At 39.8% G+C, this 25,048-nt stretch carries 15 protein-coding genes; 7 read left to right on the top strand and 8 right to left on the bottom strand.

Annotation, left to right across the window (positions count from 1 at the left end):
- The first annotated feature begins 93 nt into the window (after positions 1–93).
- Positions 94–1,830 (top strand): pseudouridine synthase, encoded by a 1,737-nt coding sequence (locus C3K47_RS01990; RefSeq protein WP_103787392.1) that lies wholly within the window; start codon positions 94–96, stop codon positions 1,828–1,830.
- Between the two features lie 75 nt (positions 1,831–1,905).
- Here the strand turns inward: C3K47_RS01990 and bshA are convergent, their stop codons facing one another.
- Together bshA and C3K47_RS01980 are read right to left on the bottom strand one after the other, a co-directional pair.
- Complete coding sequence (gene bshA, locus C3K47_RS01985; protein ID WP_103787391.1) at positions 1,906–3,051, bottom strand: N-acetyl-alpha-D-glucosaminyl L-malate synthase BshA; 1,146 nt, start codon at positions 3,049–3,051, stop codon at positions 1,906–1,908.
- A gap of 150 nt (positions 3,052–3,201) precedes the next feature.
- Positions 3,202–6,099, bottom strand: a complete 2,898-nt coding sequence (locus C3K47_RS01980) for a glycoside hydrolase family 3 N-terminal domain-containing protein (protein ID WP_243392485.1) — start codon at positions 6,097–6,099, stop codon at positions 3,202–3,204.
- A gap of 301 nt (positions 6,100–6,400) precedes the next feature.
- Between C3K47_RS01980 and mutL the strand changes: the two genes are divergently transcribed.
- From mutL to C3K47_RS01950, 6 genes are all read left to right on the top strand, one after another.
- The gene (gene mutL / locus C3K47_RS01975) at positions 6,401–8,266 is read left to right on the top strand and encodes a DNA mismatch repair endonuclease MutL (protein ID WP_103787389.1); all 1,866 of its coding nucleotides are present in this window, start codon (positions 6,401–6,403) and stop codon (positions 8,264–8,266) included.
- Between the two features lie 118 nt (positions 8,267–8,384).
- A complete protein-coding gene (locus tag C3K47_RS01970) occupies positions 8,385–9,092 on the top strand; it encodes a rhomboid family intramembrane serine protease (RefSeq protein WP_103787388.1) in 708 nt (235 codons plus the stop codon).
- 2 nt (positions 9,093–9,094) lie between these two features.
- Positions 9,095–9,991, top strand: a complete 897-nt coding sequence (locus C3K47_RS01965; protein ID WP_103787387.1) for a rhomboid family protein — start codon at positions 9,095–9,097, stop codon at positions 9,989–9,991.
- Entirely contained in the window at positions 9,988–11,100 is a 1,113-nt protein-coding gene (locus tag C3K47_RS01960) for an endonuclease/exonuclease/phosphatase family protein (protein WP_103787386.1), read from the top strand. The genes C3K47_RS01965 and C3K47_RS01960 overlap by 4 nt, the downstream gene beginning before the upstream one ends.
- A gap of 142 nt (positions 11,101–11,242) precedes the next feature.
- The gene (cysS, locus tag C3K47_RS01955; RefSeq protein WP_103787385.1) at positions 11,243–12,703 is read left to right on the top strand and encodes a cysteine--tRNA ligase; all 1,461 of its coding nucleotides are present in this window, start codon (positions 11,243–11,245) and stop codon (positions 12,701–12,703) included.
- 207 nt (positions 12,704–12,910) lie between these two features.
- Positions 12,911–13,852, top strand: coding sequence for a nuclear transport factor 2 family protein (locus C3K47_RS01950; RefSeq protein ID WP_103787384.1), 942 nt, complete (start codon positions 12,911–12,913; stop codon positions 13,850–13,852).
- Here C3K47_RS01950 and C3K47_RS01945 read toward each other — a convergent pair whose 3' ends face one another.
- The 6 genes from C3K47_RS01945 to sov all read right to left on the bottom strand — a co-directional run bounded on the left by C3K47_RS01945 (position 13,853) and on the right by sov (position 25,022).
- Positions 13,853–14,464: a SprT-like domain-containing protein gene (locus C3K47_RS01945; protein ID WP_103787383.1), complete on the bottom strand. Its 612-nt coding sequence runs from the start codon at positions 14,462–14,464 to the stop codon at positions 13,853–13,855.
- Between the two features lie 98 nt (positions 14,465–14,562).
- The gene (feoB, locus tag C3K47_RS01940) at positions 14,563–16,677 is read right to left on the bottom strand and encodes a ferrous iron transport protein B (RefSeq protein ID WP_103787382.1); all 2,115 of its coding nucleotides are present in this window, start codon (positions 16,675–16,677) and stop codon (positions 14,563–14,565) included.
- Positions 16,678–16,689: 12 nt separating this feature from the next.
- Positions 16,690–16,908, bottom strand: coding sequence for a FeoA family protein (locus C3K47_RS01935; RefSeq protein ID WP_103787381.1), 219 nt, complete (start codon positions 16,906–16,908; stop codon positions 16,690–16,692).
- Between the two features lie 243 nt (positions 16,909–17,151).
- Positions 17,152–17,550: a VanZ family protein gene (locus C3K47_RS01930; protein ID WP_103787380.1), complete on the bottom strand. Its 399-nt coding sequence runs from the start codon at positions 17,548–17,550 to the stop codon at positions 17,152–17,154.
- Between the two features lie 2 nt (positions 17,551–17,552).
- Entirely contained in the window at positions 17,553–17,933 is a 381-nt protein-coding gene (gene gcvH, locus C3K47_RS01925; protein ID WP_103787379.1) for a glycine cleavage system protein GcvH, read from the bottom strand.
- 54 nt (positions 17,934–17,987) lie between these two features.
- A complete protein-coding gene (sov, locus tag C3K47_RS01920) occupies positions 17,988–25,022 on the bottom strand; it encodes a T9SS outer membrane translocon Sov/SprA (protein ID WP_243392481.1) in 7,035 nt (2,344 codons plus the stop codon).
- Positions 25,023–25,048 lie beyond the last annotated feature (26 nt).

The raw sequence follows: 25,048 nt of genomic DNA, 5'->3' as shown, positions 1-25,048 counted from the left end.
TTAAAAGCGTAACTTTGCAGCCATTTGAAAAATCAACCTTTTGATTATGAGGTCATTGATTTTCAATTTATATTCATTTTATAAAATTTAGACATGAAAAGACCAAGGACAAGTCGTGAAGACATTTCCGCTAAACGTGGACAGGGTGATAGTGCTGGTAGAAGATCAGCTAGACCAGCAGGCACCAGCCGCGATGAAAAGAAACCATACAGTTCGGACAGAATCGAACGTAAACCATATGGAGCCGGTCGCTCGGATGCTCGCAGTTCATTTAACCCAAATCGCTCGGACGATAGAAAGCCATTCGGTTCAGACAGAGGCGAGCGTAAACCTTACGGCGGCGACAGAGATCGTAAACCTTTTGGTTCGGATGATAGAAAATCATTCGGTTCAGACAGAGCCGAACGTAAACCATATAGCGGCGACAGAGAGCGTAAGTCATTTGGTTCGGATGAAAGAAGATCATTCGGTTCAGACCGCGGCGAGCGCAAACCTTACGGAGCCGGTCGTTCTGATGACAGAAAACCTTACGGTTCAGACAGAGGCGAACGTAAACCTTATGGTGCCGGTCGCTCTGATGACAGAAAACCATACGGTTCAGACCGTGGCGAACGTAAACCTTATGGAGAACGGTCAGATGATAGAAAGTCATTTGGTTCAGACAGAGGCGAACGTAAACCTTACGGAGCGGGTCGCTCTGATGACAGAAAACCTTACGGTTCAGACAGAGGCGAGCGTAAACCTTATGGAGAGGGCCGTTCAGACGATAGAAAATCATTCGGTTCAGACCGTGGCGAACGTAAACCTTACGGAGCCGGTCGCTCTGATGAAAGAAAACCCTACGGTTCAGATAGAGGAGAGCGTAAACCTTATGGAGCAGGTCGTTCGGATGAGAGAAAATCATTCGGTGGCGATCGTGAAAGAGGTGGTGAAGAAAGAAAATCATTCGGCCCGAAAAAATTTGAAGGCAGAAAAAGTGATGGCCGCGGACGCGATTTTAGTGAACGTGGTTATAACGAAAAACAACATCCTTCTAAAACATTTAAAGACAGAGGCTATAGAGACAGAAAACCTTCAGGCAAAAAGAATGAAGATCTCAACAGCAATACCAACCCTGACGAAGTTCGCTTAAATCGTTACATCGCTAATGCAGGTGTATGTTCTCGCCGTAAAGCGGATGAACTGATTTCATTAGGTGAAATTTCGGTAAACGGACAGGTAGTCACTGAATTAGGTTATAAAGTACATGTAAGTGATACGGTTCATTTCAACGGACAATTACTGCGCCGCGAAAAGATGATGTATGTTCTGTTAAATAAACCTAAAGACTATATAACAACCACTGACGATCCTCGTGAACGTAAAACTGTAATGGACTTGGTTGAAAAAGCTTCGAGAGAACGTATTTACCCAGTGGGTCGTTTAGACAGAAATACTACCGGCTTATTACTGCTTACCAATGATGGCGATTTAGCTGAGAAACTGGCACATCCTAAAAACCAGATCCCTAAGATCTATCATGCTACCTTAAACAAAAGCTTCAGAAAAGAAGATTTTGAACAACTGGAAGCAGGTATTGAATTAGAGGATGGATTTATTAAGCCGGACGACATAGCTTTTGTTGAAGGAGCCAGTAAAAAAGAAGTAGGTATTCAAATTCATAGCGGAAAGAATAGAATTGTTCGTCGTATTTTTGAGCAAATGGGTTATGAGGTGGAGAAACTTGACCGTGTAGTTTATGCCAATTTAACTAAAAAAGATCTTCCTCGTGGACGTTGGAGACATTTAACCAAAGAAGAGTTGCTGTTCATTAAGCGCTTGGTTAAGTAATATTAATTGAATTTATTTCGACATAAAAAATGGCGTCACTGGTAAACAGGACGCCATTTTTATATTCTTAGCTATTTACTGAATTACAGCTAGTTTGTTCTTCTCGATCACTTCGAGATAAAACTGCTCATATAAAGGCATAATATAATTTATGTCGAATTCTTTTGCCCTTGCTAAAGCCTGTTCCTTGAATTTAGCCAAACGTTCATCATCTTCTAAGATGTAAATGGCATTTTTGGCCATATCGTCAACATCGCCCACATTGCTCATAAAACCTGTAACCCCGTGAACATTTAATTCAGGCATCCCTCCGGCATTTGAACAAATTACCGGAACCTGGCAGGCCATTGCCTCAAGCGCCGCCAGTCCAAAACTTTCATTTTCCGAAGGCATAATAAAAAGGTCTGAGATCGAAAGAATTTCTTCCACCGCCTCTTGCTTGCCTAAAAACCGCACATCGTCACAAATTCCCAGCTGACGGCAAAGCTGCTCGGCATTTACCCGCTCAGGACCATCACCAACCATCAACAATTTTGAAGGAACCTCCTTAAGGACTTTTGCAAACACCTCTACCACATCCGTTACACGTTTAACCTTACGAAAATTTGAAGTATGTGTAATGATCTTTTCCCCTGAAGGCGCAATCGCTTTCTTAAAATGGTCACGTGGTTTTAAACTGAACCTGCGGAAATCAATGAAATTGGGAATTACCCTGATATCATTTTCAATATCAAAATGGAGGTAGGTATCTTCTTTTAAATGTTCTGAAACAGAGGTAACTCCATCTGATTGATTAATAGAAAAGGTTACTGCAGGCTTGTAAGTAATATCTCTTCCTACAAGCGTAATATCAGTACCGTGCAAAGTGGTTATAAACGGAATATAAATACCGTTTGATGCCAGAATTTGCTTTGCCATATAAGCCGCAGAAGCATGAGGAATTGCATAATGAACATGCAGAATATCCAAACGTTCATATTTTACTACGTCTACCAACTTACTCGCCAGTGCTAATTCATATGGCGGATAATCGAACAATGGATAGTTTGAAACTGAAACCTCATGATAAAAAAGGTTTTCAGAAAAAAAATCGAGCCTCGCTGGCTGATTATAGGTTATAAAATGAACTTTGTGCCCTTTTTCAGCCAAAGCTTTCCCTAGTTCTGTTGCTACAACCCCACTTCCCCCAAAGGTAGGGTAACAAACTATACCGATTTTCATAAATATTTTATTCTAAGCTGGTCAACCAACGTATTCATTGGTTGTTCGAAATTAAGGATATTTTACTTATAAGTCATTAACAAATGGGTTACAGAGCCATTTATAAAAGGCTGTTCAACCCAATACTTTATCATAAAGAAAAAAAGTGCCTTATTGTTTGGCACTTTTTTCAGATTTTAAGATCGCATCATAAATTACCTGATGAATTTTAGGCCTGATGCGCATACCTCCCAATTTACTGTTTTCCGCATCCGGACAAACCCTGTTAGATAGAAAAACATAAACCAGGTTATATTTCGGATCCACCCAAACACAGGTGCCAGTAAAGCCGGTATGGCCAAAAGTGTCGTCAGAAACTTCAACTGCCGTTGCTCCGAATGAGCGTTCCCTTAAGCTTACCTCGGGTTTATCAAAGCCTAAGCCTCTTCTGCTTATAGCAGTATTCTGATAAGCGATAAATTTCTGAATGGTTTCAGGCCTGAAATAACGCAAGCCGCCATATTCACCTCCATTTACCAGCATCTGCATCAGTATAGCAAGGTCATTAGCTGAAGAAAACACTCCCGCATGCCCGGCTACTCCACCGGCTAATGCTGCTCCCGGATCATGTACATCGCCCAGTAAAAGCTGATGACGAAACCATTTATCATTTTCAGTAGGCACCAAACGTTCCAAAGGCAAATAAAGCCTAGGGTTGTAAGTCATGGTAGTTAGCCCCAAAGGCTTATAAAAATTTTGCTTCACATAATCCTGCTCCGCCTCACCTGTCACATGTTGCAGCACCTGCTGCATAAAATACATGCTTATATCACTGTATTCATACTTACCTGGCGTTTTCAATTTCGAAGCATACATGGCCGGCAACATTACCCTATCAAAATAACCTTTACGGATAAAATAGTTTTGTGCAACCCTAACAGGAAAGTTCGCTGAAGAATCGTATTGATAATCGGCCGAACTCAGATGGGTGCTGAATGAAACCATAGGAATTAAGCCCGCTTGATGGGTCATTAAATTCTTTAAAGCGATGCGAGATTTGTCGTATCCCCTAACTTGCGGTACATAAACACCCAAAGTGCTGTCCATATCAACACGCCCTTGCTCATAAAGACGCATCACTGAAACGGTGGTAGCTGCAATTTTAGTTATCGATGCCAAATCGAAAACATCAGTGATTTTATCTGGCACCGCTGTATCATAGGTATGCGTTCCAAAGGCCTTTTCATAAATCACTTTCCCATCTTTAGCCACCAGCACCACACAACCCGGATAAGCTTTTTTATGGATGCCATCTAACGCAATAGAATCTATCTTTAAAAAACTGGAAGAATTTAGGCCTGCTGCCTCCGGCATAGCGTACTCTAAGCGCGTGGCATTAGTAGTAATTCCATCCCCTTTCTTAAAAGTAGCGCCCACGGTAACTGGCATTTTTCCGCTAATACCAATTCCGCCAAATATGGCCTGAGCTGCCAGATTACGGCTAGTAGGGTTATCGTCATAACCGATTAATATTGCCGGCAGGTAATCAAAATTGGTAATACAATAAGGACTTCCAAAAACCGTAAGAATTACATTAGCGTTTTGGCTTAACCGAACGATCAACTTACGGGCATTCTCGGTAATGGCAAAATTGCCTTTAGCATTTGTATCGATACTATGCAATCCAATAATTACCGTTTGCATTCCAGCGAGCTCTTTGTATAATTTTTCATATTCTGATGAATCATCATTCATCCAAATATTAAACTTACTCAGTGGAGCATAACGACCTAGCGTATTCAAAAACGAATTATCCAGCTCTACTCCAATACTTACTGCCGCAATTTTCTGTTTTTCGACATCAACAATTGGCAATAAATTCTTTTGATTACGAACAAGTGTTAACGAGTTTTTAATTAATTCGAAATTAAGATAACGCGCTTCATTCGACTTGAGATCTGCCACCACGTTTTTTGCTCCTACAAATCTATTCACACCCAGCCCAACAATGTATTTGGCAGCTAATATCTTTTTTACCTTCGCGTCAATTTCCGTCCACGACAAGCGTCCTTTTGCAATGGCACTTTTAATTCCAACAAGCGTAGCCGGAACGCTTTCTGGGTTTAATAATATATCATTACCGGCTATTAATGATTTAATTGCCGATTCGGTAGATGAGAAGTTACCATTAGCACCTTTCATACTTAAATCATCAGTAATTACCAGGCCTTTAAACCCGAGCTGATTTTTAAGCAGGGAAGTACTCAGAGCATACGACTGGCTTGCGGGAGTTCCGGAAGCATCAACCGACGGCACGCCGATGTGCCCTATCATTATGCCCGTTAAACCGGCAGGTATTAATTGTTTATATGGAAAAAGTTCAACCGAATCGAGTGTGGCCCTGCTTCTGAATAACAACGGTAAAGCAGTATGAGAATCATCATCAGTGTCGCCGTGTCCTGGAAAATGCTTGGCACAAGCCAAAACACCACCATCCTGCAAGCCCATCATGTATTGGATGGAGCGCTTAGCCACCTCGTTTTTATCATTACCAAAAGAACGGGTACTGATCACCGGGTTCCATTGATTACTATTGATATCCAGCACCGGAGAAAAACTAATTTGCGCTCCTACACGACGTAACTGCCTTGCCATTTCACGGCCGAACTCATAGATCAGTTTATCATCTTTGATTGCTCCCAAAGCGATTTGACGTGGAAAGCTGATTGAACTGTCTAATCGCATGGAAAGTCCCCATTCAGCATCCATAGAAACCAGTAACGGAACCTGTGAAATTGCCTGGTAGAAATTTACCTGGTTGACCTGTCGCTGCGGACCACCTTGCGCCATCATTAAACCACCAATATGGTAGTACCTGATTAATTCAGCTATACGGTTAACCCCAGTACGATCAGCGTTTGAATAAGCAGTAACCATCATCAGCTGACCAATTTTCTGATCAGGCGTCAAGGTCTTAAAAACAGAATCCACCCATTTTGAAGGAGCGCTTAATCCGTTTACTGAAATTTTAAGAGGAGTTTGAGCATTACTGCAGGAAGCTGCCAGCACTGCCAAAGAGAGAAGAATTAGACGCCAAAAACGCACTACCATCGATTTCGAGGAATATTTAATTGTTAAACCTGAATTTTATACTTTTACGGAAAACCTAAAAGGTTCCGGCAAACATTATAACCATTTGAGAGTTAACAAAGTAATTTGCCGCTAACCACCATTTAAACAATATGCGCAGCAAAACTAAGTATTTTGCTGTAGAGTATATCTCTATAAATGGAGATATAAAATCGATTAAGCAAGTTCCAGTCCATCTATTTAATTAAGAGAACCGGCTACTAACATTTAAATTCAGTACATGTCAGATATCATAAAACTATTACCAGATTCGGTAGCCAACCAGATTGCGGCAGGAGAAGTGGTGCAACGACCGGCGTCGGCGGTAAAAGAATTGATTGAAAACGCGGTAGACGCAGGAGCCAGCAGTATAAAACTTATTGTGAAAGATGCAGGCAAGGCGCTTATCCAGGTAATTGACGATGGCTGTGGCATGAGCGTTACTGATAGTCGCATGTCTTTTGAGCGACATGCTACCTCCAAAATTCGCAAAGCCGAAGATTTATTTGCCATCAGAACCATGGGATTCAGAGGGGAAGCTTTAGCATCCATTGCAGCAGTTGCTCAGGTAGAGCTTAAAACCCGCCGTCATGAAGATGAAGTAGGCACACAAATAATCATTGAAGGATCTGAAATAAAATCACAAGAAGCCTGTAGTAGTAGTGCGGGAACTTCATTTTCGGCTAAAAATCTCTTTTTCAATATTCCAGCGCGAAGGAATTTTCTAAAAAGTAACCCGGTGGAAATGCGTCATATTATCGACGAGTTTCAGCGCGTGGCTTTGGCTAATCCTTCCTTGTTTTTCAGTTTACATCATGACGGACAGGAAGTTTTTCATCTTCCCAAAGGAACCCTCAAACAACGCATCATCCATATTTTTGGCAATAGCTATAATGAACGATTGGTGCCTATTGAGGAGCATACAGATATTATAAGCATTAAAGGATTTATTGGTAAACCTGAGTATTCGAAAAAAACCCGTGGCGATCAATTCTTCTTTGTGAACAACCGTTTTATTAAAGATGCCTATTTAAACCATGCAGTAACCACGGCATATGATGAACTATTGCCTGCCGATTCTTTTCCGTTTTATGTGTTGTTCATAAATATTGACCCGGTTCATATCGATATCAATGTGCATCCAACTAAAACCGAGATCAAATTTGATAATGAAAAAGTGATTTACGCCATTATCCGATCTGCTGTAAAACGCTCACTGGGACAATACAACATCAGTCCGGCCATTGATTTTGACGCAGCTCCCGCCTCTACCGCTTTAAGAGACTTTGTTCCCTCAGCGGCTTCTGTGAGAATGCCCACAATCAGCTTTAATCCCGATTTCAATCCTTTTGAACAAAATACGGAACGTACCGGAGGCTCTTCTACTTACCGACAAGGCCCACAAAAGGCTAATGTAAACCTGGGTAATTGGGAGCAGTTATATAAAATTGTGCAGGAAGATGAACAGAAAAAAGAAGTTCATACCCATCCTCTATTTAATTTACCGGTTGAAACGGAAGAAACGCCTAAGTTTAAACTTGTTGAAAACCATGCATTTCAAATTCACAATAAATACATTATTTCACCTATAAAGTCGGGTTTTATTGTGATCGACCAACAAGCGGCGCACGAAAGAATCCTTTATGAGCGTTATTTAAACTCATTGGAAACTCACAAGGGCAGCAGTCAGCAAAGTTTGTTTCCTCAAAACCTTGAACTATCTCCGGCTGATTTCGAGCTGCTAAAAGAAATGATGGATGAAGTGAAGGCTTTAGGATTTGACATCAGAGAATTTGGACGTAACTCAGTAGTTGTTGATGGAGTACCCTCAGATGTTGCCGGTGGAAATGAAGCGCAGCTGCTGGAAAATTTATTAGAAAGCTTTAAGCAAAATTCTACGGTTTTAAAACTCGATAAAAGGGACAACCTCGCCCGTTCACTGGCAAGAAATGCCTCCTTAAAAGCAGGATCGGCATTAAACAAAGAGGAAATGAGTTTATTAATAGATGAACTTTTTGCCTGCCAAATGCCTAAGGTGGCAGTCTCAGGAAAGCCAACATTTATTACCATAGGATTAGATGAATTATTGAAAAGATTTACAGTTTAATAGCTGAAATCAAACGATGAGCATCCTAAGTTTTATATTTTTTGATTAAATTATTAAGCGATTAAGCCCTATTCCATAAAGTATATTAACAGACTTAAAAAGAAACATACGCCCGAAAATGAGTGAATACAGACCGCCTTCTTTTGGAATGATACCTCCCGTAGTTAAGAATATCTTAATTATTAATGTGCTTTGCTATTTGGCAACAATAACTCCAATTGGTGTTTTTATTTTGAATTTTGGCGCCGCTCATTATTTTGATGCAAAGGGATTCGGGATCTGGCAGTTTATTACCTATGGATTTCTACATAGTACAAGAGACATATTTCATATTGTATTTAATATGCTGGCTGTTTTTATGTTTGGCAGCCAACTGGAAAACTTTTTAGGCTCTAAAAAGTTCTTTAGTTATTACATGATAACCATAATTGGAGCAATGGTTTTGCAAGAAGTGATAAATGCTTACCAGGTACATCAATTATGTGGATCTTTTATTCCTTATTCGCAAAACATTGTTTTTACGGATGGTTATGCACTTGAAAAAGTTCGCAGTATCTATTCCACCCAAACAGTAGGAGCCTCAGGTGCTGTTTTTGGCTTATTATTGGCCTTTGGTATGTTGTTCCCTGAATCATGGATTTTTGTTTATTTTTTCCCCATTAAAGCAAAATATCTTGTATTTATCTATGGAGCTATCGAACTTTACATGGCAGTTCAAAACAATCCAAACGACAATGTTGCCCATTATGCGCACTTGGGTGGCATGCTATTTGGATTCATATTATTAAAAGTTTGGAAAATTCGTAAACCCGGTTCTTACTATTAATTATGAGCTTAGTTGAAGAGTTAAAGCAGGTTTTATTCCGTCCGAGACGAAAACTACATCAGTTTATCGCGATTAATGTTTTTGTCTTTTTTGTTGTTAAGTTGATCTATGCTTTTGAGCCTTATTTCCCTCATGGGGATAGAACGGTTTATGAATTAATAATTAAAAACTTAACCTTACCGGCATCCCTTAATGCATTGCTGTACCGGCCATGGAGCATTTTTACCTACATGTTCCTGCATGAAAGTTTTCTTCACCTACTTTTTAACATACTGGGCCTTTATTGGTTCGGGCAAATAACAGAAGAGTATTTAGGAGGGAAAAAATTTGCTACTATCTATTTATTGGGAGGCATAACCGGAGGCATTCTATACATCGGAGTATTTAATCTGGTACCAATGTTCGCTCCTTCTATTGCCAATGGCTATGCGCTGGGAGCCTCAGCAGGTGTTATTGCTGTTATCATAGCTGCTGCTACCCTTTTGCCGGATTATCAATTGATGCTGCTGTTTTTAGGATTGGTTAAGCTAAAATACATTGCGGTTTTCTATGTACTGCTCGACCTCATTAATATCTCCAGTCCTAACGCCGGTGGTCATATCGCTCATTTGGGAGGGGCTATATTTGGTTTCTTCTATATTAAACAATTGCGAAAAGGACATGATTTAAGTTCACCGTTTAGTACGCTGGCCAAGAAAATAGCTAATTTATTTAAAAGAAAACCTAAACTTAAAGTAGCCTATAAAAACCCGGCAAACGATCGTAAAAATGTAAAGAAACAAGTGGATAAGCAGGAAATTATAGACCGGATTCTCGACAAGATCTCTAAATATGGTTATGAAGGTTTATCAAAAGAAGAAAAAGATATCTTGTTCAGGGCCAGCCAGGAAAAAGAATGAATCATCGCCAAAAACGTAGTTTAACCCATAAGTTTGTTGTTACCGCTAATTTTGTTGCCGTTGCTTTCCTGCTAATCTGTTATTCGGCACCCCTTATTGACCCGGTATATTTCTGGCCCATTGCTTTTTTTGGACTGGCATATCCCTTTGTGCTACTTATCAATATCCTATTCTTTTTCTTTTGGCTAATTATCTGGCGTCGACCGGCATGGCTATCGTTCATTGTAATTGTAGCAGGTCTGCCTTTCCATAAAAATAGCTTCGGATTAAATTTCCCTTACAATATTGATAAGAAACCTGATAGTAGCATTCGGGTAATGAGTTACAATGTCCATTATTTCAGGCCTATCAACAAAAGGAGTAACGATGATTCAACCAAGCATAAGATCCTTGAGCTTATAAAAAGAGAAAAACCTGATATTTTATGCGTTCAGGAATTCTATAGTCGTAAAAAAGGGAAATTCAATACAAAAGACAGTATTCTTAAAATTATGGGCACAAGGAATGTGTTTGTAAAAAGAATAATAGGCGATGATTTTGAAGCAACCGGCCTGGCTGTATTTTCAAAATATCCAATTGCGAGCAGCAAGGAGATCCCTTTTTCAGAAAACCGTTCAGACAATACCTGTGTATATGTCGACCTGGAAATAAACGAAAAGATAGTTAGGGTTTTTAATATTCATTTACAGTCTATTAGTTTCCAACAACAGGATTACGAATATTATCAAAAGGTAAAAGATTCGTTGAGCACTGACCCTGTATTAACCCGTCGGTTGGCCCGCATGTTAAAAAAAGCTTTCGAAAAACGTAGCATGCAAGCAAAACTGGTTTCCGAAGCTGTGCAAGGAAGCCCATATCCTGTAATTTTATGTGGTGATTTTAATGACACCCCCTTATCGTATTCATTTCACAAGGTTTCAGAAGGCCTAAACAGCGCTTTCACCCAACGCGGAGTTGGTTTTGGAAAAACATATGGAGGAGCATTTCCTAATTTTCAAATTGATTTTATTTTATTTGATAATACCTTTGAGGCAAAAACTTATAAAATAACCCCTAAAAAACTTTCAGATCATTTCCCTGTAAGAAGTGATCTTGAAATAAAACATTAAGCGTATTATGGCAGTTATTGAACAGCGATATATCGTTCATTAGTTACAAGCGCCCTCAATTTATAGAAATTAAAAACTAGTTGGTTGGCATAAAGATTGTTAATTTTGAGCCGTTTCAACCAAGAGTAAAAGTAAAACGCTAATGCAGCAATCCGTAAATATTTACAATACGCTCAGCCGGAGCAAAGAAGAATTTAAAGCAATAAATCCCCCGTTTGTTGGAATGTATGTTTGCGGCCCTACCGTTTACAGTGATGTACATTTAGGGAATTGCCGAACCTTTATTTCTTTTGATATTATCTTCAGGTATTTAAGCCACTTAGGCTATAAAGTCAGATACGTTAGGAACATTACCGATGCGGGCCATCTTGAGAGTGATGCTGATGAAGGAGAAGACAAAATCTCTAAAAAAGCAAAGCTTGCTCAACTGGAGCCTATGGAAATCGTACAGAAATACACGGTAGGTTTCCGCCAGGTGATGGAGATCTTTAACGTATTGCCGCCGAGTATTGAACCTACTGCCACCGGACACATCATTGAGCAAATTGAAATGACACGCAAAATGGTTGACCATGGCTATGCCTACGAGGTAAATGGCAGTGTTTACTTTGACGTAGAGAAATATAATAAAGAAAAAAACTATGGCGTTTTAAGCGGACGTAATATTGACGACCTGCTTAATAATACCCGTGATTTAGGCGGACAAGATGAAAAAAGAGGTTCACTTGATTTCGCTCTATGGATCAAAGCGAAGCCGGAGCATTTGATGCAATGGCCTTCTCCTTGGGGAATGGGCTTTCCGGGCTGGCACCTTGAATGTTCGGCCATGAGCAATAAATACCTGGGAGCACAATTCGACATTCATGGAGGCGGGATGGATTTGATTCCAACGCACCATACCAACGAAATTGCCCAAAATATTGCCTTCTGCGGGAAACATCCGGCGAACTATTGGATACATACTAATATGTTAACCGTTAACGGACAAAAAATGTCTAAGTCTTTAGGCAATAGTTTCCTTCCGCATGAATTATTTACGGGCGAACATCCGCTGCTACAAAAAGGCTATGGCCCAATGGTAGTTCGTTTTTTCATGCTGCAGGCCCATTATCGCAGCACCCTTGATTTTTCAAATGAAGCCCTTGATGCTTCTGAAAAAGGCTTTAAACGAATGATGGCTGCTTACGATGTGCTGAATCAATTAACTCCTTCGGCTACATCTTCATCTGATATTAATGCCTTAAAGCAACGATGCTATAATGCAATGAGTGATGATTTTAATACGCCTGTAGCTATCGCAGAGCTTTTTGAAGGTGTAAGAATTATCAATTCTGTTAAAGCCGGAAATGAAACCATTACAGAAGCGGATCTTAACACTTTATCAGACTTGTTCCAGCACTTCCTGTTTGATATATTCGGTTTGTTAACTGAAGAACAAAGCGCGAACAGTGTAGGAAAAATTATTGAATTGCTAATCGATATCAGAAATAGCGCAAAAGCCAATAAAGATTATGCAACTTCAGATGAAATTAGAAATCGCTTGTTGGAAATAGGTTATCAACTAAAAGATAGTAAAGAAGGAACCAGCTGGAGTACGGTTTAGAAACGATCACAAAACTCGGCTGCGACCTTACTTGTTCTTTATCAGGCAGTTTAATCGTATTTTATTTTATATAGTTTAAACCTGTTGTCATCATATGATCACAACAGGTTTTTTCATTTATATAAGGTCTTTACAGAATTTATAACTTTTTTGAGCTAAATTTTAATTTAGGAACTATTTTTACAATACAACTGTTTAATCATTAACATGCTATCATCACGCTATTTGAAAACCATATTGAGCTTATTTGTTCTTTTCGTAAGTTTTTCAAGTGTTTACGCCCAAAGCGTTCCGGATTATATTCAAGAATTAGTTGACCGAGAAAAAGAGTTTGCACAATTAGCCGCTGAAAAAGGTATAAAAACTTCTTTCTTATCGGTTTTATATTCCGAAGGAATTGTTTTCAGACCTGAACCTGTAAATGGGATCAACTATTTTAAACAGATCCCTGATGGCATATCCGGAATACTTTCGTGGGAGCCTGTTTACGCCGATGTTTCGAATGATCATTCACTAGGTTATACTACTGGTCCATTCGAATACAAAAGTGATGACAAGGGAGTAACAACGGCTAATTACGGCCAGTATGTCTCTATTTGGATAAAGGCAAAAAAGAAATGGGAACTAATGGTGGATTTGGGCATTTCGCATGAAAAACCTTCATTTACCCCCCAGTTTGCTTATGCCAACCCTTTGACTTTTGGTATGAAGCGAGCTACCATGGATTTTATTGCAGAAGAACAGCAAAAAAACTCAATGGAAGTACTTAAAGCAACTGATGAATTATTTTGTTCGGCCTTAAATATTAACAATACCGAAAACTCCTATAAAGAGTTCTTTAGCAAAGACATCCGTCTTTTAAGAAACAACTCCTTACCGGTTGTAGGAAAGAAAGAAGCAATGAATTTTCTTTCAGGCGTAATTGCTGAACGCAGTTATAAAAATACTCGTGTGTATGTAGCTCCCTCACGTGACGTAGGTTATACAATTGGTTATTCGGAAATAACCACCATGGTAAACGATAAAAAAGTTGTGAACAACTATAATTATGTTCGAATATGGCGTAAAGAAAACGAAGGTTTCTGGCGTATAGTGCTGGATATAGAAGCACCGATACCAACGCCGGACAAAAAGGATCAGGAAAAGTAGTTATTCTTCAATTTTTACCACCTCGGCAAGGGGATTAAATAAATACATTCGTTTTGTACTTAGCTCCAGGCAACGATAGCGTTTACGAATCAAATCAAGCTTTTGAAATTTACGGCCATTAGGTAGTGCAAAAACAGCGTTGATAGGAAGTTTTTCTACCGTTAATAGATCCTCTTTTTTCTTATCGTAGTTTTTCAGTACGCGTAGCAGGTTCATGTCGCTGCAACTGGAAGCTGCCGGATTTTGCATATACGATCTTAAGGCCAGCTCAACATCCTGCGGAAATATCTTCATCTCAAAAAATGGTTGCATCATCTCCTGAAAAGCCTTTTTCCATTCAGAACCATGCGGCTTAACTTTATTCTTATGCCGGTTATAATTTAGCAGGTGAGCGAATTCGTGCACAAGAGTGATTAAAAATGAATATTGATTGAGGTTATAGTTAACAGAGATACGATGACCTTGTCCGCCCCAGGGATGACGATAGTCACCTAATTTTGTACTTCTGTTCCGACTAATTTTTAATTCGGCTTGATAATGATCGATCCACTTTACAATTAAAGAGGCGGCCTGTGCAGGAATATATTTTTGAAGAATGCTTACTTTATCCACGTTAATTCACTCAAGCGCTTAAATATCTATTTAAAAAGTAATGCAAACAATTGAAATAAATCAACAAGTGTGATTACTGTGCTGATATTAATTTGGCCTTATTTAAGCAATTGAAAAACAATAAGACCGGCAAAATAAGCCATGGCTGTCATATAAGCCAATTGTATTAATGGCCATTTAATACTTTTAGTTTCGCGATAAACAATGGCAATAGTACTTACACATTGCATGGCAAAAGCATAAAACAGCATTAATGAAAAGGCAGTTGCAACGGTAAACACAGGAAGTCCAGTCTCCGGATTTTTTGCCGATGACAGTTTCTGTCGAACAGAAACCAGGTTGTCGCCTTCGCCTTCAACACTATAAATAGTTGCCATCGTACCTACAAAAACTTCGCGCGCAGCAAATGAGGTGATCAGGGCAATACCAATCTTCCAATCGTAGCCCAGAGGTTTAATAACAGGTTCTATGGATCGGCCTAAAATACCTGCATATGAGGCTTCGAGCTTCTCGGCACTTTTCTCTTGTTCAAGCAGCTTTTGATCATTACCTGCCGTTTTCGCCAGGGTTTCATATTTATTATCGATGGCTGCCATTTTATTGGCAGGACCATAAGTAGACAATACCCATAGAATAACCGAAACCGCTATAATTATTTTACCTGCCTCGGAAACAAAGGTTTTAGCCTTTTCATACATCTGCAATCCAATATGCGACCAGCGAGGCATACGATAAATGGGCAGCTCCATGATAAAGTAGCCACGTTCGCGACTACGCACAATCTTTTTCATCACCCATGCAGCACCAATAGCGGCAAAAAAACCAATCAGGTACATACTGAGCAATGCCAGACCTTGCAAGCTTAAAAAGCCCAAAATCTTTTGATCAGGAACAACTAAAGAAATTAAGAGGGTATAAACCGGCAAACGAGCCGAACAGCTCATTAGTGGCGTTACCAGTATTGTAATGACACGATCTTTCCAGTTTTCAATGGTACGTGTAGCCATAATTGCAGGCACAGCACAGGCCACCCCACTGATCAATGGCACCACCGACTTACCGTTTAAGCCTACCTTACGCATTAGCTTATCCATCATAAAGGTAACACGGGCCATATACCCGGTATCCTCTAAAACGGCTATAAAAAAGAAAAGAATAACAATTTGAGGAAGAAAGACCAGCACACCGCTTAAACCGGCAATTACCCCGTTGATAAGCAAATTGGTAAATACACCGTCAGGCATTACTCTACTGAGCCATTGTTCGAGATTTAAAAAAGCCGTTTCAATGAATGACATTGGATACTCGGCAAACGTAAAGATCGATTGAAATACCAGGAACAGGATAAGAACAAAAATGATGAGTCCGAAGAAACGATGGGTTAACACCTTATCAATTCTATTGCTGAAAGTTTCCCCTTTGGCAGATTCATCCTGCGTTACGCAATCAAACAACAGATCGTTAATAAAACTGTAGCGAGCCACGGTTTCCTTAGCCTGATTGCTTGAAGAGTGAAATGAATGCTTTTGCTCAAGCGTTTCAATCAAATCACTTTGTTCAGTACTTAAGCTCGATAAATTTTCGTGCTGATGGGCCAATTGAAGCGCTTCATAAGGGCTGCTTACGGGAAATTTTTCACTAATCTCACCAATAAGTTCGGGAGCAAGTTCTTCAACTTTAATCGTTCTTAATTGAGTAGCCACTCGTGTAGCATTAGCAATGGCTTGTTTAAGGTCGTCGACGCCTTTGTTTTGACGAGCGTTTACCGCAATAACCCTGATCCCTAATTTATTCGACAGTTTATTGATATCGATCTTCAATCCGTTACTTTCAGCAACATCAATCATATTGAGCACCAAAATTACCGGGATATTCAGATCGGCTACCTGAGTATAAAGAAGGAGATTACGTTTTAGATTAGAAGCATCAGCAACGACAATTACAAGATCAGGACGTAGTGTACCTTTTCGATCGTATAAAACCTCAAAAGCTATCTGCTCATCACGAGATTTGGCATAAAGACTATAAATGCCGGGAAGGTCAATAATTTCAACTGAATGGCCATTAGGAAGTTTCGCAATCCCTGTTTTTTTATCAACGGTAACACCGGGGAAATTCCCTACTTTTTGATTCAGACCTGTAAGGTCATTAAATAAAGTAGATTTTCCGGTATTAGGATTGCCAATTAAGGCTACTTTCAGTTGCTCACTCACTCTACTTTATCCTTATCTCTTTAATAAAATGGTAGCTGCTTCTTGCTTACGCATGCTTAGCTTATAGCCAGCCACGGTAATGGCAATTGGGTCACCTAAAGGAGCCACCTGCTCAAGCTTCACCAGCTCTCCCGGTAAACATCCCATTTCCATTAACTTTACCGACATTTCCTGATCGGTAAAATCCACTATGGTGCCACAATCTCCAATAGTCAGCTCAGATAAATTCATAATAAAAACTCAATCGATAAAATAGGTTGCCAAGATACCCCTTATTTATAATAATTCCAAGTAAGCACGCTTAATGTACTAACTGTATTACAATTTTATAGATTGAAAGCAGTAAAAGACTATGAAAGAATTAGTAGTTGCAAAAACTATCGTACGCTGTATTTAACCGAAGGGCAATGACAACGGTTAGCGCATGAACTTGCGGCAACAGTGAATAGAGCAAAAGCTAAAATAAGCGCGGGTTTAAGAAATTTGTTCATGTGGTTTGGTTATTATCTGTTTATAAATAAAAAACGGAATTATGCCTAAAACTGTACCGATAGCATCGGCTATAAAATCGGCCCATTCGCCTGATCGGTAAGTAAATACTTTAAGCTGGATCAATTCTATTAATCCTCCGTAAAATAAGCAAATAAATGTTGCAAAAGTTACCGGCAAAAGCTTTAACAAAGGGAATCGCGACTGCAGGTAAAATCCTCGCGCTAACAAAAATGTTAGAATGAAATAAAATACTGCGTGAACAAATTTATCGAACCCCCGAAAGAAATAGGAAGCCTTCGGTAATTCCGAAGGCCTCATATTGCATAAGATAAATATGACAATTGTCCAAATAAGTGCTAAACGCAATTGTTTAGGAAACATCCTTATTCGCCAATTTGTTGTTTGTAATCAGCATCCGAAAGCAACGCATCTAACTGAGCAGTATCGGCAATTTTAATACGGATCATCCAGCCATCGCCGTAAGGATCACTATTTACCAATTCAGGGTTTGAGTCGAGCTTTGGATTGATCTCCAACACCTCACCTGTTAAAGGCATAAACAAATCAGAAACCGTTTTAACAGCTTCAACCGTTCCGAAAATCTCCTCGTGATTAACTGTTTGGCCAACGGTATTGATATCAATATAAACGATATCACCTAATTCACGTTGAGCAAAATCAGTGATGCCAATGATAGCTTCACCACCTTCAACTTTCACCCATTCGTGATCTTTAGTATACTTTAATTCTGCTGGAAAATTCATAAGTGTTAAATTTTTTAGTGCCCAAAAGTACAGTTCTTTTTTTAAAATATAAACCTATAAAGTAAGTCTTACACCCACTCCTACGTTTGTATATGAAGTTTTATAGGTATTGGATGTTTCAGGCTTTGTTACGTTACGGTCAACAAATATTCTGAAGTTAAACCGCTGATTAATTACATAGTCAACAGATGGTCGCAAAGAAATTGTGGTGGTTCCCCCGGCAACCTGAGCAACTGTATTATCTAATTGATAAATAATGGTTTTATTCCCCCGCAAGCTAAAGTCAAGGCGGAAATTCAGGTCATTATTCGTCGTATTCAGGTTTCCTATTCTAAACGGAAGTTTAAATTTCTGTGTCCGATAGCCTAATCCGAAGGTCACCTGGTTATCCTTCATTTGTGACATTTGCGCATTTGCCAAACTAAAACTCAACAGCCTGCTCTTGCGGAACTCAAAGTTACCCGTCATGTTGTTTTTAAACTTCATATCCAAGCCGATCAGCGGAAGAAAATCTTCCGACAGGGTTACAAAGCCCATTTGATATTCTGGCAGGAAGTTAAGATTACCATTATCATCAGCAATTGTGTTTCGACTGTTTACATTTCCTGCTGCATCCTCTTTATAATTAATTAATGTTGTAAAGCTGGTTACCGTATAAACCGATTTATAGGAATGATTAAGGTTAATAGAAGAAAATATGTCTCCCAGGAATGAGATCTTGGTAAGACCGTTGTATGTGATACGCCAGTTTGGCAATGGAAAACCTTTGAAAGGCTCTAGCGGTATAGAATGAGGATCCTTACGCAAATAAGCTGAAAGGAAGGAGTTGACAACTACATCCTGTTGTGTTCGTCCGTAACCATCTGCATATCCTGCCGCATCTGTTCCTACAGAATTAGGGTTTCCTCCGGCAAGCCGGGCCGATATTATTTTTCGATTTTCATCAAACTCAGTAAAGGTAGATGAGATATGGTTCACATCATTCTCGGTTTCAAATGCGGTATTCAAAGAAATTGTGCTGATAGTGAACATACCGGTTGTTACAGGGCTAAACTCCTGGAAAGTATTGGTAAATGAATCGTACCGGAAATTGGATTGCTCATTAAGTTGCTTGCCTCTTGTTCCCGAAAGCTCAATCCTAAAGTCTTTGAACGGTTCAACAATAACCCTGTAGTTTAAATCTTCCTTTCGATTTTGAACGTACAAACTGTTCATACTTGAATAAGTGGTAAGCTGTCCTTTGCTGGCAACCTCGTAACGGATGTCTTTCTGACTGCCGAGCATAAAGCCCAATCCAGGGGTTGACCCAAATACATTGGTGGTTGGAAGATAGCCAGGCAAAAATGTTCCGTCGCCCAGCGTGTACGAACCGTTTAAGTTTTTAATCATTGTAAAGAGACCCCGATAAATATCTCCACCGTTAAAATCTTTAGGATCGGGATCTTTTAAAAACTTCACCTTGCTCCAAAGCTGCGAAAAATTCAACTGCCCCGTAAAGTTTACTGTCCGCGCATTCTGAATGGTATTTCCGAAACGTGCAGTATCGCTTCTTAGGGTTGACAATGGCTCTGTTCGCCAGTTATAGTCAACGGCATAGCGAACACTTAAGGATGTCCATTGCAGCGGCTTAATCCTGTTCAGTGGCACATTATAGGTTAGCCCAACACGTTGGCTAAATTCAACAGGGCGGCCAAACTTAAGCAGGTTACTTCGGATTGAATCTTTAACATGCGATGTCAGGGGACCATCGGGTTCATCGACTGAAGAAAGGCTCCTTGCGCTGTAATCAATACGCAAGGCCGAACTCAAGTCCCAGCCGATATTGTAAATTCCGGTAAGGTAATAGGTTTTATTGAACGTACTGGGAGCAATAAAATACGTTGATTCTTCCGTTGCCCTCAGTGTATTTTCACTATAATATCGATCGAGCATAAACTGAACATCCACTACCTGTGGTGCCAGGTTCATATTGATATCCCTGATCAAACTCCAACCTTTCTTAAACATCTTATTGAAAGGCTTTACATTCTTTGATTCTTTTTGATAATTATAAGCGATAATGGCCTTATACGTTTTCACCTCATTATTCTGAACTGTATAAGAACGGTTCCTGAACTGCGTATGGGCAAAAGTAAAATTGAAGTTCTCAATATCGTAAAACTTGACATCATCCCCGGAACTTCTGTTTTTTCGAACATTCGTAAAGTTTATGCTTTTTCGGGTTGTAACATCATTAACTACGCTGGAAAGGGAATCTCGCCTAGGACCATCCAGTGAATTTAAAACGTCTTCCAATAGCAGATCCGGTGAAATTGGACTGTATTCAGGTTTCTTCGTATCACGGGCAAACGAAATATACATTGGAATAGAGAAATTCATTTTCTTAGAAAAGAATTTACCCAATTCCATATTCGTTGAAATATCATAGGTGGCATTCTTGGTTCGGTTAACCTGGCTCACCTTCCTGTCGAGCGATCCAAATCCGAAGGTACTCATGCTTCCAGCCAAGCTCACCGTCGCAAAATCAGCCAGTTTAGCATTCATTAAACCGGTCATTGCAATACCGCCTTCTTCCTTAAACTCCGCTATGCGCAATTCATCAAACCAAAGCTCCACTGATTTTGGCAGCCCGTCATCGAAATTAGGTGGGGGATTATTCGCCTGATACGGATTCCGAACGCCAAGCATCATTACCTTGGTCTTACTTAAATCCGGATTTCCGTTAATCGTAATTCTATAACGGCCATCTGTAATTGTATAGGGTTCATTAACCGGTAAATTATTAGCGTTCCGGTCTTGTTTTAACTTTTGAAGTTTTTCAAAAACAATGTCGAGGTTATTTTCCGATGGCCATATAACATCAGGGTTATTGGTTCCGGCCGGAGTTACTGTCAATGGCACTTCATACTCGTAATAGTTCTGATCATAATCAGTTGCCAAACGAACAATAGCCCTTACATCACCGGTTGCCAAAGGACCTTCAGCATGAATAAACATTTTGAGTCGTTTATACGACCTGAAATCAAAATTGATAGTTTTATAGGTAGCACGGGCAAATCCGTCGGCAAGGTTATCGACTTTAAGAAGTAATGATTGTTCGTTTAAACGCACATTCTCACGGTAAACGCCCTGAACCTGTTGCTGCTCAATGCCTGGAGGAATAACGTAAGGAATTGGTTGACGATTTCCATTTTCTTCGAGGTTAATTGCCGCCAGGTTTACAGTTGAATTATCGACATTAGAAGCCGGAACACCTTCTTCCCGTAAAGCTTGCAATGGATTATTAGTAGGGTTGAACTCTTTCCACTCTCCACGCACCAATTGAAGTTTGGCAAAACGCATTACCACCGAATCAGCAAAACCGGTCATAAACATCCGAATGAAGCGAATAGAACGGAAATCCTGGATATTACCAACCCTTGTTTGAAATTCAGAAACAGGAATGCGGAACTGGTACCACGTGGTGGGCTGAACTTTCCCGTTCTGCAATTTCACATTGGTTGTTACCTTGTCATTCAGGAAATTTTGACCAACCACCATATCTTGCGGCCGGATAGAAACCCTGTATTGGAAATACTCTTCGGCGGCACTCATATTGTTGTCACGGTTAATATCTTCACCATCCGGATTGGACGTTGAAGCACCGTTTTCAATACCTATTGCCTGTTGAGCTTGCTGGCTGGTTTTAGAGTTACTTTCTGTTCCATTAAAGCGGCTGTAACGTTGCAAGATCAGCGCATTTTGCGCATCAAGGTCAGGTCCACGGAAATAGATAAAATCATCATTTGCCGGATCTTTTTCAGCTTGCTGTAATGCTGAAGAACCTGCTGGCAGCACACTCCTTAACTGGTTTAGGTAAGTTTGAAAGAATGCACTTTCCTGCTCTGAACTTAGTCCATCTAAACCTACGTCCTGGCGCTGGCGAGAAGTCGGATCATTATCAAATGCCTGGGTAACGGGTTGATTTTTACCTGCAGCCCCCCAATTTGTTAAACTAACCTGTGTAGGATCACCATCTGCGGGCAAGGCATTTTCGATACTCTTCGAACCGTCTTTTAATATATCTTCTGAAATATTTCCCAGGTTAAAATACAGGTCACCACCGCTCGAGTTAGGATTTCCTAAAAAAGGATCCATTACCCAAAACTCAATATATTCAACATTCAGCGCCTGAAAATCATTTTGCTCCAATTTTCTAAACATACCTCCCCATCGGCTTTGCGGGCTCGACAATGTTCCATCAGACAACACTCCAGTTGTACTGAAATTGTATGGCCCTCTTTTCTTTGGATAAAACGACATATCAAGTGTTGGAAGCAATAATGGCGTTCCGGTTACTGATTGTTTATTAGGGAACACCTCCTGTTCAGTTACTTCACGTACATAAGGATTAGATAGCTCTTCCTTATTATTACGGATATTTGAAGGAGTTGAATTGTTGCTGGTAGCATAAAAAATTGGGTCGATGGTATAAAAAGCTAACTGGGCACGATTATAACCATAGCTAAGGTCATTGCTCAACTGCGATTCAGGGAATAGCTGAGGCGTACCCGAGATAAACCAGTTATTATAATTCTTCAGGTCGATAATAGACCGCGTGGTTTCAAAATCATCGAGATAAGAAACTCCGCCATTGTCACCAGCTATATTGAGAGCCCTGGCATGGCCCGGCATAAACTGTGCAAATTCTCCGTTAAAGCTTATTGATGAAGGTTCGGTAGTGGAAATAAAAGGAATTTTATCAACCAGCTTGGTTAACAGTTTTGATTCTGAACGATAATTAGCATCAAAACCATAAATGGTGTTCGAAATAGATTCATCGCCTATGTTTACTTTTTGAGTAAGTGGTCGCTCACTTAAGTTTAAAATCGTACCACCTAAATTCAATTTATCGCTAACATTATAATCAAAACGGGCACCCATCATTGTCCGCGATTGAATACCGAATAGTTCCGTACTTTCCAGTTTAATTTTAATGGGCAAACCTGAGTTCAAAAGGGCCTCATTTAAAATTTTAACCCTACCCATGTTATAATCAACTGTATAATCAACCCCCTCTACCATTTGCGTTGGCCCGGCCGTTAATATTACCGAACCCTGTGGTACATTAATGGCGTTGAGGTTAAACTCTGAACTTGTACTCGATTTATAAATTCCTTTTAAGTAATAGCGATTGAGTGTCGGAAACTGTTGGGCCACAAATTTGGTAGAGTCGTAAAGCGGCTGGAAAACATATTTATCCTTAAGCGCCTGCTCTGTTGGTAGAAAATTAGCCGCCAAATCTTTACCAAACGGTTCCACCACCGGAAACATGACCCGTCCATTTACCGCGTCAATAGTAACACCTGGCATAAAGTCAAAAACTCCATCCGGTTTATTATCCTGTTGAGAATTGATACGATCGAGGTTTACCAAAGAGATATAAGGCTTACCCTTGGTATTTGCTCCTTCAGGCATTACCGGCTGTTCTACTCCCGATTTCTCATCTAACCTAATTACATTTAACCTAAATCCTTCCTGGCTTACCTGATAGGCATTTAAGCTGTAAATGTTCTTCATCATTAAATCCCATGATGGCAGGTAAGTTTTCAGCAGCTCATTTTTCAGAAGTTTCACATATAACACTACCGGTTTTGCAGGATCTTGCGGTACATCCGTTGAAAACTCTCCTACCTGGTATTGAACACCGCCAACAGTATAACGATAGGCTACAGCCAGTACTTCATCATTATTCAAGGGCTGATTCAATGATACAAAACCCAATACCGGGTCGACCTTATACTCACGTTCATTTAATTTGCGGGCATAAGTTAATTTTCCATAGTTATCACTACCTCCAGTTGATTGAAAGTAAGTGTTAATGGTGTTATCATTCGTAAACCTCGTATCAGGAGGAATTACATTCAATAAGTTATTGGATTGAGGAGTTGCTCCATTATCATTAAAGCCAGAAGGATATGCCAATGAAGAACCCTGGAATAGAGTGGTGTTATAGGGTTTGCTTTCTCCAAGGTCCAGAAAAGCCAAAATATCTCTGGAATCGGCGTTATTATTTGTTTTATTGGTTACCCATACCTCTATTTTATTAACCACAACCCCTGAGTTTACAATGGGAGGACGAGATAAGGCGGTATTATATTGATCACGAAAATAAGTGGCTAAGAAAAAATGTTTATTGGCCTCATAGTTATCCACCTGAATCATGAATTCATTTTCCTGAGCACCATTGGTAATATTGATCTCTTTCATCTCGCTTCGTTGTTGCGAGAATAAACCTGTAACGCCTAATCGCCCGAATTGAAACTGTGTTTTAATACCGAACAAACTCTGGCTGCCATTAATCAAAGTTCCGGCAATCGGCATGCTTACATTACCAACCTCTACCTTTCTAACAATTTCATCTTCCTTGCCGGTATATTCAAATTTCAGCTGATTCTCAAAATCAAACTGCGCCTGCGTGTTAAAGTTGGTATTGATCTTCAGCTTTTCGCCAATTTGCCCTAACAGATTGATCTGAAGTCGTTCATCAAAATCTAAACTTGTTTGTTTGCGTTGGCGAGTGTTAAATAATGGGTTTTCGTTTTTGTTAAAACGAGTGGAGAGACTTACTTCGGCAAAACCTTGTGGACGTATATCGATAAAACTACCACCAAAAAGATCATTTAAGGTTTTGCTTTGAAAATTAAGTTTAGGCAGCAGACCACGGTTTTGAACAATATCGTTTAACTGCCCGGCCTTTTGCAGCCAGTAGTTTTTTTTAGCTTCTTCTAGCGAGTACTTTTTAAATTCTTCAAAAGTTAATTTTTGAGGCAATCGATATACTCGTCCTCCAATAGTTTCAACAATTTCGTAGGTTTTTGTAATGGGGTCGTATTCAACCTTGCGCAGTACATTTACAGGATCTTTTAAACCCATTATATTATTGAAACGGCTAAGAGCATCGCCCTGCTGCTTAATAGGGTAACGAAGCTTAACCGTATCAGTACTTTGCTGTTGCTGTGTATTTTGAGCCTTGGTTTGAAAACCCGTGACTACAAAAGCACAGAACAGTATTATTTTCAGAACACCCAGTAAATGTTTACGTCTCAAATCAGTTTAATGTTGAAATTTGGAGC

Origin of the sequence: Solitalea longa, from assembly GCF_002920915.1 — a bacterium.
In the GTDB taxonomy this organism is placed as follows: Bacteria; Bacteroidota; Bacteroidia; order Sphingobacteriales; family Sphingobacteriaceae; genus Solitalea; species Solitalea longa.
This window is presented reverse-complemented; position numbering and strand designations above follow the sequence as displayed.